The sequence below is a fragment of the uncultured Gemmiger sp. genome, assembly GCF_934561205.1.
Classification (GTDB): domain Bacteria; phylum Bacillota; class Clostridia; order Oscillospirales; family Ruminococcaceae; genus Gemmiger.
This window is the reverse complement of sequence record NZ_CAKTFU010000019.1, coordinates 1-12,992: the sequence shown is the minus strand read 5'-3', so window position 1 is coordinate 12,992 and position 12,992 is coordinate 1. Positions and strand designations below refer to the sequence as shown.

Sequence of the window (12,992 nt, the reverse complement as noted above, 5' to 3'; positions counted from 1 at the left end):
TTTTTGTATCGCGCAAAGTGCGGGGCTTACAGCTTTTCCAACTCGCGGCGGCAGGTCGGGCAGATACGCTTGCCGTGCAGCATCACCGTGCCGGGCTTGACTTCGTTGCAGAAAATGCAGGCGTCGGCGGGCTGGTATTTGCGCAGCAGGATCATCTCCCCCTCGGTCATGATTTCCAGCGGGGTTTCGGGGGTGATGCCGTAGCTGCTGCGCAGCTCCTTGGGCAGCACAATGCGGCCCAGATTATCGATGCTGCGAATAATTCCGGTAGAGATCATAGGTAAGTCCTTCCTTTTTCCTTCGTTTTTTGCAGGGGTGTGTTTCCTCTTCTCATTTCGTCATTATTATACAGGAATCCACCAGAATTGTCAATATATGGAAACGTCAAACTTTCGACATTTTTCGCGTTTTCGGTGTGTGTTTATCGTTCCTGCGTTTCTTTTTGAAGATGCGCCAAAAATTCGGCGCAAAATATGCGCAGGATTTTATTTCCAGTTGTAACATTTTGGGGTTTTCGCCCGTTTTATGGGTAAACAGGAAAATTCCGACACAGTTTCGACACATTGCTCCGTTATACTGCTTATATCTTACAAAAAGGAAGGAATCTGTATGCCTACGCCGCACACCCCTGCCCCGCCCCGCCGCCAAGTGTACCGCCGCAAAAAACGGCGGCGGCGCATCTGGCCGTGGTTTTTGCCTGTTCTGCCGCTGCTGGCGCTGGCCGCCGCCGTTTTGCTTCACGACACAGCCCCAGCGCCCCAACAAGCCGCCCCGGCAGCCAAGCCCGGCGACGCCGTGTCCGAGCCTGAGGACGACCGCATTGTGGTGGCCGTTGACCCCGGCCACGGCGGCATAAACCCCAACATCGGCAGCGAGGATTACGGTGCCGAGGGCTGCGGCCTGCGTGAGTGTGACGTGACTTTGCAGACGGCGCAGCTTTTGGCCGCCAAGCTGGAGGCTGACGGGCGGTTTCGCCCGCTGCTGACCGCCGACGGCACCGACTACCTGAAACCGTCACAGCGGGCCGCGCTGGCCAAGGAGGGCGGCGCACAGCTGCTGGTGTCCATCCATCTGAACTACGACACTTCCGCCGCGTCGGGGTTTGAGTGCTACGCCGCGCCGCCGCACCTGGCAACCAACGCCGAGAGTGTGCGCTTTGCCCAGCTGGCGGCAGCCAATTTCAGCGCGCTGGGGCTAAGTTTGCGCGGCAGCACCGACGGTGTGCGGTACATGTATTTTGACGAGGACGACAACCGCATTTTTGCCGATATCAGCGACGACACCGTACATAGCGGCTGGCCCACCTACACGGTGGTGGAGGCCGCGGGCTGCCCCGCCGTTTTGTGCGAGGAGGGGTTTATCAGCAGTGCCGCGGACATGGCGATTTTATCGGGTGAGCGCGGCTGTGCGGCCGCCGCCGACGCGTATTACGCAAGCATCGTGGAATATTTCTTTGGCGAAGGGTAAGGCGGCGGGCGCAGTGACTGTTCCGTGCCGCCTCGCCAAAAACACGAAGTAACGAGAAAACCGCGCGCCATTCGGCGCGATTTTATGCGCTGCGCGCGGCCAGATGTGCGGATGGGTCAAGACCCATCCCTACAATTATCCCGGAAATCTACTTATCTACGAACTGAAAAGGACGTTCCCCTTGCGGGGAACGTCCTTTGGTGTTTATTTTGCGTATTCGGTGGCGCGGCTTTCGCGGATGACACTGACCTTGATCTGGCCGGGGTAATCCAGCTCGTTCTCGATCTTCTTGGCGACGCTGCGGGCCAGCAGAATGACCTGATCGTCACCGACCTTGTCGGGCTGCACCAAAATGCGCACCTCGCGGCCGGCCTGCACGGCGTAGGAGCTTTCGACGCCCTCAAAGCCGTTGCACAGTGCCTCCAGCGTTTCCAGGCGCTTGATGTAGCTTTCCATGTTTTCGCGGCGGGCACCGGGGCGGGCGGCGGAGATCGCGTCGGCAGCCATGATGATGAACGCCAGCGTGGTTTTCGGTTCGACATCACCGTGGTGCGCCTCGATGGCGTGGATGACCTGCGGGTTCTCGCGGTACTTCTTGCAGATATCGACGCCGATCTGGACGTGGCTGCCCTCGATCTCGTGGTCGAGTGCCTTGCCGATATCATGCAGCAGACCGGCGCGGCGTGCCAGCTGCACGTTGACGCCCAGCTCGCCGGCCATCAGCCCGGCCAGCCACGCCACCTCGATGGAGTGGCTCAGCACGTTCTGGCCAAAGCTGGTGCGGTACTTCAGGCGGCCGATCAGCTTGACCAGATCGGGGTGCAGGCTGTGGACACCCAAGTCCATGACGGCCTTGTCGCCCTCGCGCTTCATCTGGATCTCCAGCTCGCGGCGGCATTTTTCCACCGTTTCCTCGATGCGGGCGGGGTGGATGCGGCCATCGGCGATCAGGCGTTCCAGCGCCATACGCGCCACCTCGCGGCGGGTCTGGTCAAAGCTGGACAGGGTGATGGCTTCGGGCGTGTCGTCAATGATCAGGTCGCAGCCCGTGGCGGTTTCCAGCGCACGGATATTGCGGCCCTCGCGGCCGATGATGCGGCCCTTCATCTCATCATTGGGCAGCGGCACCACGCTGACGGTCGCCTCGCCGGTGGCGTCGGCGGCGCAGCGGGCAATCGCCTGGCCCACCAGATCGCGGGCGATCTGGTCGCACTCGTCCTTCATGTTGGCCTGGTAGGCGCTGATCTTCATCGCCTTTTCGTGGGTCAGCTCGTCGTCCACCTGCTTGAGCAGCACGGCGCGGGCGTCCTCTTTAGACATGGCGGCGATGGTTTCCAGCTTTTCGGTCTGGCGCATCTTCAGCTGCTCCAGCTCGTCCAGGCGGGCCTCCACGGTCTCGGTGCGGCGCTTGAGGTCCTCCTCCTTGCGCTCCATGGCGGCGGTGCGCTTGTCCAGCGCCTCCTCCTTTTGATCCATGCGGCGCTCCTGGCGGGAGACTTCGGCGCGGCGGTCTTTGATTTCCTTGTCGGCCTCGGCTTTCAGGCGGAAAGCCTCGTCTTTGGCTTCGATGATGGTTTCCTTGCGCTTTTGCTCGGCGGATTTGATGGCATCGTTGACGATGCGCTTGGCTTCTTCTTCGGCAGAGCCGAGCTTAGCCTCCGCGGTGCGTTTACGGTTTTCGCCGCCGAGGTAAAAACAAATCGCCCCGGTGACAGCAGCGGCAACAAGGACCAGCACCACAACTAAAATCGGATGCATAGTCAGTTTCACTCCTTATCAAGTTCGGAGGGCACTGCGCAGCGGGACGCTTTTTGTTATGATATTTTGGCACAGCACAGCACGGGGCAAGGTACACTATGCCCCTTACCGTGCTAAAAAAGTACATAAACACGCATAAAAGCGTGAAACACTCATATCGTAAAAAGCGGCGTTCCCGTTGGGCGACACCCTTGTTAAGCCCCGCTGCACACAGGGTGCGGCGGGTTCTTATTTCCTAAAGTAATTGTAACTTTTTTTGGGGCATATGTCAAGGAGATAGTTTGTCGTATTCCACAAAAAATCAGCGCGTTCAGCGCGTCAACATGACAGCCAGGCACTCATACCGCTCGTCGCGGGCGTAGGCGTGGATGGATTCCGTCTTTTGCCCCGCCGGCAGTTCTGCCTGCACATTGTGGGGCGTGGCGGCGCACAGCGGCTGCAAAACGTCGCCGTCGGCCAGATAGAACTGCAGGTATTCCCCCTGGGCGCAGGCGCGCACGGGGCGGCCGTCCATGGCAAACACCGGCCCCGCGTTCAGGTGGGCGGGCAAAAAGGCTCGGTGGGTAAAGGCGAAGCCCTCGTCGGGCTGCAGCAGAAATTTTTGGGGGTCTGCCTCGTCCCGCGTCAGCTCATACAGATGCACACGGGTCTGTTCGGGGTGCTTTTCGTCCGGCTCGGAAAACAGGATGCCCGTGCTCTCGCGGCCGGGCACGGCCACGGGTGCCAGCAGCCCCGCCGGCAGGTCAAAGTGCGCCACAGGGTCCCATCGGGTGGGAAATTCCGGGCTCCAGAAAAGCTGCCAGCCGTTCTCGTCGGCGGCCAGCAAAAAGCAGTCTTGGTTCCAGTCAAACACCAGCGGGTAGGCGTAAGCGCCGCCCAAGGGCAGGTACTGCCACGGCCCGCGGACGCCGTTTTCCAGCGCGGCCAGGCAGGCGCGGCCCTGCTCGTCCCCCGCCAGCAGCCAGTGCGCATCGTCGCGGCAGATCAGCTGCGGCGCATACCAGGGGGCGTCCTGCCCCTGCGCGCAGACGGTAAAGGCGGGCAGACCCATGGCGGGCATGGGGTCGGTGCCCTCATACGCGGGGCGGGCGCGCAGCAGCAAAGCCGGCTGCGGCTCACGGCGGGCAGCCAGCTTTTGCCAAAGCAGTTGCAGGTTCGGCGTTTTCATCGGTCGGCACCGTCCGTGTCGTTCAGGCTTGCATCGCGGATGGCCTTGATTTTCTTTTCGAGGTCAAAGCTCTTTTCCAGCCCCGGATAGACAGCCTGCAGCGCGGCCTGCAGCGGCAGCCACAGGTTGAACAACAGCACCGCCGGGACCGACAGCGGGAAAAACAGCCCAATGGCCGCCGCGTACAGCAGCAGCCACAGCACGGCCAGCGCGGCGCGGGGCAGGTAACCCAAAAGCAGCAGCAGGGCGTTGCGCAAAATGCCCGCAAAGCTCATTTCCAGCAGGGCGATCTGGGTGAAGGTCAGCAGCGCCAGACCCAGCAGCAGAAACACCCCCACGAACATGACGGCGATCAGCACGGGGTTCTGCGCCCAGTCCGTGTGGAACAGCGAGAAGATTTCCGTCCCCAGCAGCAGACCGAACACCACACCCGGCAGCAGCGACGCCTTGGCGTTGCGTTTCCAGGCGCGGCAGTAAGTTGCCCACCAGTAGCCCGGCTCGTCGCGCAGGCTGCGCAGGATGGTATCGTTCAGCCCCACAAGCTGGGGCGCCATAACGGCACCGCCCACAACACCCGCCAGCAGCAGCGGCAGCACGGCGTGGGTCACCACGGCGAACCAGACGCCCGCGATGTAGGGCACAGCGCCCAGCAGCGCCAGCATACCGGCACGCCAGAACGCCGTGCCGTCGCGGGTGAACATCTCCCAAAAGCGGGGCAGACCTTTTTTGCGGGGGGCGTTTTCGGGCACGCCGGGGCCGGGTTTGTCAAAATTGAAGTTGAAAAAAGCCATGATGTATTACTCCTGTTGATGATTTGCCCCGTACCGCACGGCTCCGTTGCCGGTGAGCAGGTCGGGTTCTATGCGCAGGCCGGGCTTGCGCCCTTTTTGCGCTTCGGTCAAAAAAAGCCACGGCGCGTCCTGCGCCGTTTTGCGGGCAAAGGCCAGCCGTTTGGGTTCCAGCCCGACGGCGCGCAGCGCGCAAAATATGTCTGCCAGGCTGTCGGGACGCTGGCAAAGCACCAGCTTGCCGCCGTCACGCAGGGCACGCGCGGCACAGGCGGCCAGGTCGGCGGTGGTGCAGCTGTCGGTATGGCGGGCGGCGGCGCGCAGCGGGTCGGGGCTGCGCGGGCCTGCCGCAAAATACGGCGGGTTGCAGGCCGCAAAATCGTACCGACCACGCTCTGCCCCCTGCAAAAACAGGGTGCGCAGGTCGGCGCAAAGCGGCGTAATGTGCGCAGCATCGTTGTCCCGCACTGCCTCGGCGCACAGGGCGCTGGCTTCGGGCATGATCTCCACCGCCGTGCAGGGGCCGCGGTAGCCCTGGTCGTGCCATTCCAGCGCGACGATGCCACAGCCGCTGCAAAGTTCCAGCGCGCGGTCTTTATTTTTGGGTACGGCAAAGCGCGCCAGCAGCAGCGCATCGGTGCCGAACTGCGCGCCGGGCGCGGTGTATACCTTGGTACCGTTGGTTAAGATTTCCGTCGTCATTTACTTTTTATCGCGCAGCATCGCGTATTTCAGGATGCCGATCTGGGTCTTGCTGTCCTTGATGGTGCCGTCCATGACAAGGCGCAGGGCCTCGTCCAGCGGCATTTTGACAACGTCCAGAAACTCGTCCTCGTCCAAATGCTGGTTGACGTTGTGCAGCCCCGTGGCGGCCCAGAGATAGATTTTTTCGCTGTCGTAGCCGACGGTGGGGTAAACGACGCCCAAATCCACAAAGCGGTCGGCGGTCAGGCCGCATTCCTCGGCCAGTTCGCGCTTGGCGGCCTCAAAGGGGTCCTCGTCCTTTTCGAGCTTGCCGGCGGGCAGTTCCCACATTTCCTCGCCCAGGGCGTAGCGATATTGGCGCACCATCGTTATGTTTTCGTTTTCGTCCACGGGCAGGATGCAGGCGCCGCCGTGGTGATGCACGACCTCGCGGGTGCTGGTGTTGCCGTTTTCCAGCAGGACCTTGTCGTAGGTGACGCGGATGACGCGGCCGTTGAAGATCTCCTCGCTGGAGAGGGTGGTTTCGGTGTGAGGCATAGGGATCCTTCCTTTTTTAGATAATAGATAAAAGATAATAGATAATAAATTACAAATAATAAATAAGAAATAATAAATATGGAGTGTCCGCCGCGCGGACACATTTTTATACCGTACGATGTAGGGCGGGGTGACTCACCCCGCCGGGGAACCTGAAATTTATTGCAATTATCCCTTTCGTTGTAGGGGCGAGCATTGCTCGCCCGCGGCGGTTTACCCGTTAGGTTGATTTGTCGGTGTGGCTGCAACGGGCGGCATATATGCCGCCCCTACAAACCAAACCATAATGTTCACGTTGCCGTTTTGTCGCGGGCGGGGCATGCCCCGCCCCTACCGGGTGGTGAATTTTTCGGCGGAGCCGTAAGACGGGAGCGGGTGGGCGGGGCGTTAAAAAATGTGTCTTGACGATTTTTTAGACCCGCCCGTCCGCGACCCACCTATTTGGGGGTCCAGGGGGACTGGTTCCCCTGGCCGTGCCCCGCGCCTCGGAAGTAGCGGCAGTTTTCTCTGGTTCTCTCTTTTGCTGCCAAAAGAGAGAACATAGCCCCTTTCCCCTTCCATATTACAGCATTTGCAGGCAGGAATCAATAAAGTCCAAAGTATATTTTTTGCTGCGCAGGCGGCCGTCGGTTTGCAGCCAACGCAGGTACTCTGCCATGCTGCGGGTCAGCAGCGGCTGCTGTACCAGATATTCGCGGCGGCAGGGTTCGTTGGCCGCCCCTGCGGCCGTCTGGCAAAACACCACGCCGCCGCTTTCCAAAATCACCACATGGATACCCGACACCATCGGCTGCTGTTCGGGGTCAGCCAGGCAGACCATCGGTTCCTCTTTTTCGACGGCGGCGCGCAGACGCAGCAGCAGATTGCGGCGCAGCTGCGGTGCCAGCGGCAGGTACAAATCGTCCGGCAGGCCGCCGATGCGCCCGCTGTGTACAAAATCCAGCAAGCCCGCCTCGATGAAAATCACGTTCATGCGGCGGTTTTTCCATTTGCGGATATACTCCAGCACCATGCTGCGCACACCGTCGCTGTCCATTTCGGGGGTAAGCTGTATCTGCTCGCACATGGCGTCGTCCAAAAACAGGGCCAGCGGCGGCCGCCAGCGCACCAGTATGGCACCACTATCCCGCTGAAAGAACCCGTCGTACAGCTCGGCGGCCTCGGCAAAATAGCGGCCCCACTCGGTGGGCTGCAAAAACGGCACGGCATCGCGGTATTGTTTTTCGTATACCTCGCGGAAGCCCTCCACAACGGCAGGTTCTGTGACAAGGGCCGCGCTGTTTTCCGCGCAGAACAGCGCCGCATGCGGGAACAGCAGGTAAGCGTCTGTCAACGCGCCGGGCAGCTTTTCGACGGCGGGGCCTGCCATTGAGCGCGCCTCGTAGTTGACATTGTCGATGAACAAAAACGGTATGGCGCGGGTCACGGCGCGGATATTGCCCGCGTCCCCCGCCACCGATTCGCCCGGACTTGCCAGCCGCAAAAGCTGGCGCACGCTGTGGGGTTTTCCGCGCCACTGCGCCAGACTTTTCAGTGCGCCGTTCAGCAGCGGAGCCTTACATACGGGCGACACCAGTACAGGGCGCACGTCGTCCCCGCACAGATATTCCATCGTCAGCCGCCGCGCCATTCTTTCGGTCTCGACGGCGCCGTACACAAACCCGCACAACGGCAGCGGTTCCGTCGGTTCCGGGCGTTTCGGCATGGCGCGCAGCTTTTCCAGCTGATGCGGCATGGCAAACAGTGTGTTCATCAGCAGTTCGATCTCACTGCGCATGACCGGCTCGCTGCTGCCGCGCAGGGCGTTGCCGCGCAAGATCAGGTTGGCTGTGCGCTCCGGCGGCAGGTTCAGCGCGTGCACCAGCCGATACAGCTGCTCGCCGTTGGGCACACGCTCGCCCTTGGCAAACTTGTACAGCGTCGAGCGGTCGACCCCCGCCGCCCGCGCCAGCGTTGTCATTTGGCCTTGGTAGCCTCCGATAAGTTTTTCCAGTTCAGCGGTAATGTCCTGCATAGCATGGGCTTCCTTTTCTGAAAAGTATACAATAGTATGATACTTTATCATACACGGTTTTGCCGATTTTCGCAAGACTTTATGACAAAGCCGCCGCATTGTACATTGCGAAACAGCGCATTTTTTGCTATACTGAAAGCAAGAAAATTTGCAAGGAGGATTCCCCCCATGAAACCTCACCGCGCTGTTGCCGCTGCCGTTGCCGCCGCGGCTGCCGCCGCCGGGACCGCCCTGCTGGGCGCCGCCTACGGCATGTACCGCATCAGCTTTTACCACAAGCCCGACCCGAAGGTCCCCGCCCCCGCCGAGATGAAGTCCCGTCTGCCCTACCGCGATGCCATGGAGGCCGATGCCGCCATTCTGGACAACGCCCCCTATGAGGAGGTGCACATCACCGCCAAGGACGGCGTGGATCTGTTTGGCCGCTACTACCACCACAAGGACGGCGCGCCCGTGGTGCTGATCTTCCATGGCTACACCGGCTACGCCCAGCGCGACGGCCTGGGCGGGTACATTTTGTGCCGCAAGCTGGGCTACAACGTGCTGCTGCCCGACCAGCGCGCCCACGGCCGCAGCGGCGGGCATACCATTACCATGGGTGCCAAAGAGCAGTACGACGCGCAAAGCTGGGCCAACTGGGCCGCCGACCGCTTTGGCCAGGACACCCCGCTGTTTTTGATGGGCGTTTCGATGGGTGCCGCCACCGTGATGCTGGCAAGCGGGCTGCCGCTGCCAAGCTCGGTCAGGGGCATTGTGGCCGACTGCGGCTACACCAGCGCCGAGGAGATCACCCGCAAATGTCTGCCCGACTACCTGCCCCACGCGCCCGTTGGCGCAGCCTACGCGGTGGGACGCCTGGGTGCGCGGCTGTACGGCCGTTTTGAGCCGAACAACATTGACTGCACCGCCGCCGTAAGCAAGGCCACCGTGCCGATTTTGTTTGTCCACGGCGAGGAGGACGGCTTTGTGCCCTGCGAGATGAGCCGCAAAAATTTTGACGCCTGTGCCTCCCGCAAGCAACTGCTGACCATACCCGGTGCCGCCCACGCCGTGTGCTATTACCGCGACACCGAAAAATACACCGCCGTGACCACCAAATTTTTTGAGGAATGTCTGGAACAGTAACCGAAACAGAGCAGTGCCCCCGCGTTTTGCGGGGGCACTGCTCTGTTTAATTGGGCAAATTGTTCACTGCGGTGCATTTTGCAGAAAATAATACACCGCGCCCACCAGCCCTGCGTCGTTCTGCAGGGCGGCGGCCTTGATTTCCAACCCTTGGGCAAAAGCAGGCATTACGCTGCCGCGCACTTTTTCCGCCAGCGGGTCGATCAGCAGCGTTTGCTGCGCGCTGACGCCGCCGCCGATCAAAATCAGCTGCGGGTTAAAGATATGCACCAGCCCCGCCAAGCCCTGGGCGATTTCATCGATCCAACGCTCCAGCACGGCAGCGGCGCGGGCATCGCCTGCGGCGACAGCCTCAAAGATGGCGCGGCCGTCGGGCAGGTCCAGCCCCGCGCTTTTGGCCCCGCGCACCAGCGCCGTGGTGGCGGCGTAGCGCTCATAACAGCCGATGGCACCGCAGGTGCAGACCACACCGTCCAGCGCATGCAGGCGGAAATGTCCCAGCTCGCCGCCAAGACCGCGTGCACCCTCCAGCAGGCGGCCGCCTGTCAGGATGCCGCCGCCCACGCCCGTGCCCAGCGTAACGCCGATGACATCGGTATAGCCCTTGGCGGCACCTGCCCATACCTCGCCCAGCAGCATACAGTTGGCATCGTTGGCGACGGTGACAGGCAGGTCAAACTCGCGTTCCAGCGTTCCTTTTATATCCACACCGATCCAGCCGGGGAAGTTGCCGCAGGTCCCCGCGACCACGCCGCGGCGGCTGTCGATCTGCCCTGTGGCGGACACACCGATGCCCGCAAGCGCAGGGGCACCCTGCGCCAAAAACTCGCGGACGGCGGCCTGCACAGTGTCCAAAATCGGCGTTTTGTAGCCGTCAAAGCTGACGCTGCGCTCGGCACGGCGCAGCACGGTGCCGTTTTCATCGACGAGACCCAGCTTGACCGCCGTGCCGCCGATGTCCACGCCTAAATACATGTTGCTCATGGCAAACCCCTTATTTGTGGTTGTTGATAGCCGCCGTGAAGCGGGCGGTGATCTCCGCCGGGCGGGTGATGGCACCGCCCACGACCAGCGCAAACGCACCCGCGTACAGCGCCTGCACGGCCTGCTCCGGCGTGTGGATATGCCCCTCGGCAATGATTTTGGCGGGGCACTCGCGCGCCAGTTGGGCGATAAAGCCAAAGTCCACATCGTCGATGCCCTTGGTTTCGGGGGTGTAGCCGCGCATCGTCGTGCCGATGAAATCCGCACCCGCGGCAGCGCAGGCCATGGCGTTTTCAAGGTTATCGCAGTCGGCCATGACAAGCTGGTCGGGGTATTTTTCTTTGACAGAACGAATAAAATCGGCGCTGGTCTGCCCGTCGGGGCGCAGCGCACCCGTGCCCTGCACGGCCAGGATATCCACGCCGCAGGCAACCAGTTCATCGACTTCCTTCATCGTGACGGTGATGTACATCGGCGTGTTGGGGTAGTCCTTTTTGATGATGCCGATGACGGGCAGATCCACAACCGCCTTGATCTGGGTGATGTCGCGCACGGTGTTGGCGCGGATGCCCACCGCCCCGGACTGGGCGGCGGCCTTGGCCATCAGCGGCATGATGCCGCCCTCCTTGGTGTACAGCGGCTCATGCTCCAACGCCTGGCAGGAGACGATCAGTCCGCCCTGAATTTTATTGAAAATTTCTTCGTGCGTCATAAAAGACAACTCCTTTTTCATGCCAAAAGGCCTCCCCCGAAAAAAGGGGGAAGGCTTTTTACTTTATTTCATCAGAATTTTGACCACGGCCTTGCGCAGGTGGTCGCAGCCGGGGGTTTTGCAGCTGGGCTTGTGCAGTTCACCCGGGAAAAAGATGGCAAACCTACCCTGCCCCAGTTCCCCGCCTGCGTGTTCCGGGCCGGACTTAAAGCCGACATCGCCCTCGGCGTTGAAGGTCCCTTCGTCCCTGCCGTCGGACGCCCAGCCCCAGTGCTCGCTGCCGCAAAGGTCGATCTGCAAATCGGCGTAGCGGCGGTGGTACTCAAAGGTCGCGCCCTCGGCGTCGCGCAGGTCGGCGTCCATCACATTGACAAAGACCTTGTCCCCGTCGATGATGATGCGGCCGTTTTCCAGCGCGTCCAGCGTGTGGCTGTTCAGCCAGTCGATGGCCGTGTCCAGGTTGGGGTGCAGCCCCTTGTAGCGGGCGATATAATCAAACGAATCGACGATCATGCCGCACCTCTTTTACAGCTCCGCGACGGCGGCCTCGATCATGCGCTGCGCCTCGGCGACAACGGCCTCGTCCTCAGGGGCAAGGTTCGGCAGCGGGGCGCGCACGCCGCCCAGCTCCAGGCCGTACATGCGGCGCAGAATTTCCTTCTGCACGGCGTACAGGTTGCCCTTGGCCTCGCACATTTTGTAGATGATGCGGTCGGCCTTGTACTGGATGGCGCGGGCTGCGGGCAGGTCGCCCTTTTCGATCAGCTCGTTCATGCGGATAAACAGTTCGGGCATAACGGCGTAGGTGCCGCCGATGCCGCCGTCGGCACCCATGGCGCGGCCGGAGACGAACTGCTCGTCGGGGCCGTTAAAGACGGCAAAGCCATCTTCGCCGCGGGCGGCAATGCCGGCGTCCTTGAACAGCTGGATGTCCTGCGTGGGCATGGAGGAGTTCTTGACCGCGACAACGTTGGGGTTCTTGAGCATCTCCTGCAGCAGGGGCATGGTCAGCGCGGTGCCGGCCAGCTGCGGAATGTTGTAGATGATGAACTCGGTGTTGGGGGCGGCGGCGCTCATGGCGTTCCAGTAGTCGGCGATGGCGTGGTTGGGCAGGTGGAAGTAAATCGGCGGGATGGCGGCGATGGCGTCAACGCCGCATGCTTCGGCGTGGGCGGCCAACTCGACAGAGTCGGCGGTGTTGTTGCAGGCGACGTGGGCGATGACGGTGATTTTGCCCTTGGCCTCGCTCATGACAGCTTCCAGCACGGCCTTGCGCTCGTCGGGATGCTGGTAGATGCACTCGCCGGAGGAGCCGCCGACGTACACGCCCTTGACGCCCTTGGCGATCAGGTGGCGGGTCAGTGCCTTGACGCCCTCGATGGAGATGGAGCCGTCAGGGGCATAGCAGGCATAAAATGCGGGGATAATGCCGCGGTACTTGGTAATGTCTTTCATAAACAAAACACTTCCTGTTCATAAATAGCTGGTGTTACGTTGAATTTTGATGGTGAAGGGGTGGTGCGGGTATGGGGATACGCCGACACAGCGTGTCAAAAAATCACATTCCATAGACAGGGAATGTGTAGGGGCGACCATCGGTCGCCCGCCAACTTGGCGCAGCATCGCGTTTTCCGGGGCAGTTTTCTTACAAGGCAAGCGGGCACGGGCGAGCAATGTGTATAGAGTAGTAACATAGGTAACAGGTAGAGAAGAGACATAGGTAACAGTTTTTGC

General features: G+C 61.3%; 14 protein-coding genes. 2 read left to right on the top strand and 12 right to left on the bottom strand.

Features of this window, described 5'->3' with window-relative positions:
* Window positions 1-26: 26 nt before the first annotated feature.
* Window positions 27-278 carry an AbrB/MazE/SpoVT family DNA-binding domain-containing protein gene (locus Q0I19_RS10410; protein WP_294760386.1) on the bottom strand — a complete coding sequence of 84 codons (252 nt, stop codon included), beginning with the start codon at window positions 276-278 and terminating at the stop codon, window positions 27-29.
* Between the two features lie 331 nt (window positions 279-609).
* Here Q0I19_RS10410 and Q0I19_RS10405 point away from each other — a divergent pair, with 331 nt between their 5' ends.
* Window positions 610-1,467 carry an N-acetylmuramoyl-L-alanine amidase gene (locus tag Q0I19_RS10405; RefSeq protein WP_294760387.1) on the top strand — a complete coding sequence of 286 codons (858 nt, stop codon included), beginning with the start codon at window positions 610-612 and terminating at the stop codon, window positions 1,465-1,467.
* Window positions 1,468-1,671: 204 nt separating this feature from the next.
* Here the strand turns inward: Q0I19_RS10405 and rny are convergent, their stop codons facing one another.
* The 6 genes from rny to Q0I19_RS10375 form a co-directional block, all read right to left on the bottom strand.
* Complete coding sequence (rny, locus tag Q0I19_RS10400; RefSeq protein WP_294760388.1) at window positions 1,672-3,225, bottom strand: ribonuclease Y; 1,554 nt, start codon at window positions 3,223-3,225, stop codon at window positions 1,672-1,674.
* 310 nt (window positions 3,226-3,535) lie between these two features.
* Window positions 3,536-4,393, bottom strand: a complete 858-nt coding sequence (locus tag Q0I19_RS10395) for a hypothetical protein (protein ID WP_294760389.1) — start codon at window positions 4,391-4,393, stop codon at window positions 3,536-3,538.
* The gene (locus Q0I19_RS10390) at window positions 4,390-5,184 is read right to left on the bottom strand and encodes a hypothetical protein (RefSeq protein ID WP_294760391.1); all 795 of its coding nucleotides are present in this window, start codon (window positions 5,182-5,184) and stop codon (window positions 4,390-4,392) included. Before Q0I19_RS10390 ends, Q0I19_RS10395 begins: the two co-directional genes overlap by 4 nt.
* 6 nt (window positions 5,185-5,190) lie before the next feature.
* Window positions 5,191-5,883, bottom strand: coding sequence for a methyltransferase (locus Q0I19_RS10385; RefSeq protein WP_294760392.1), 693 nt, complete (start codon window positions 5,881-5,883; stop codon window positions 5,191-5,193).
* On the bottom strand, window positions 5,884-6,423 hold the full coding sequence (locus Q0I19_RS10380; RefSeq protein ID WP_294760393.1) for an NUDIX hydrolase: 540 nt from the start codon (window positions 6,421-6,423) through the stop codon (window positions 5,884-5,886). It lies immediately after the preceding gene.
* A 562-nt stretch (window positions 6,424-6,985) separates the two neighbouring features.
* Window positions 6,986-8,437, bottom strand: coding sequence for a helix-turn-helix transcriptional regulator (locus tag Q0I19_RS10375; RefSeq protein WP_294760394.1), 1,452 nt, complete (start codon window positions 8,435-8,437; stop codon window positions 6,986-6,988).
* Between the two features lie 168 nt (window positions 8,438-8,605).
* On the opposite strand from Q0I19_RS10375, the gene Q0I19_RS10370 reads away from it, so the two are divergent.
* Window positions 8,606-9,562, top strand: coding sequence for an alpha/beta fold hydrolase (locus Q0I19_RS10370; protein ID WP_294760395.1), 957 nt, complete (start codon window positions 8,606-8,608; stop codon window positions 9,560-9,562).
* A 63-nt stretch (window positions 9,563-9,625) separates the two neighbouring features.
* Here the strand turns inward: Q0I19_RS10370 and Q0I19_RS10365 are convergent, their stop codons facing one another.
* The 5 genes from Q0I19_RS10365 to Q0I19_RS10345 form a co-directional block, all read right to left on the bottom strand.
* On the bottom strand, window positions 9,626-10,546 hold the full coding sequence (locus Q0I19_RS10365) for an ROK family protein (protein WP_294760396.1): 921 nt from the start codon (window positions 10,544-10,546) through the stop codon (window positions 9,626-9,628).
* Between the two features lie 10 nt (window positions 10,547-10,556).
* Complete coding sequence (locus Q0I19_RS10360) at window positions 10,557-11,258, bottom strand: N-acetylmannosamine-6-phosphate 2-epimerase (RefSeq protein ID WP_294760397.1); 702 nt, start codon at window positions 11,256-11,258, stop codon at window positions 10,557-10,559.
* Between the two features lie 63 nt (window positions 11,259-11,321).
* Window positions 11,322-11,771, bottom strand: coding sequence for a YhcH/YjgK/YiaL family protein (locus Q0I19_RS10355; RefSeq protein ID WP_294760398.1), 450 nt, complete (start codon window positions 11,769-11,771; stop codon window positions 11,322-11,324).
* Window positions 11,772-11,783: 12 nt separating this feature from the next.
* Entirely contained in the window at window positions 11,784-12,713 is a 930-nt protein-coding gene (locus tag Q0I19_RS10350; protein WP_294760400.1) for a dihydrodipicolinate synthase family protein, read from the bottom strand.
* An 18-nt stretch (window positions 12,714-12,731) separates the two neighbouring features.
* A partial coding sequence (locus Q0I19_RS10345) for a hypothetical protein (RefSeq protein ID WP_294760402.1) occupies window positions 12,732-12,992 on the bottom strand: 261 nt, incomplete at its 5' end.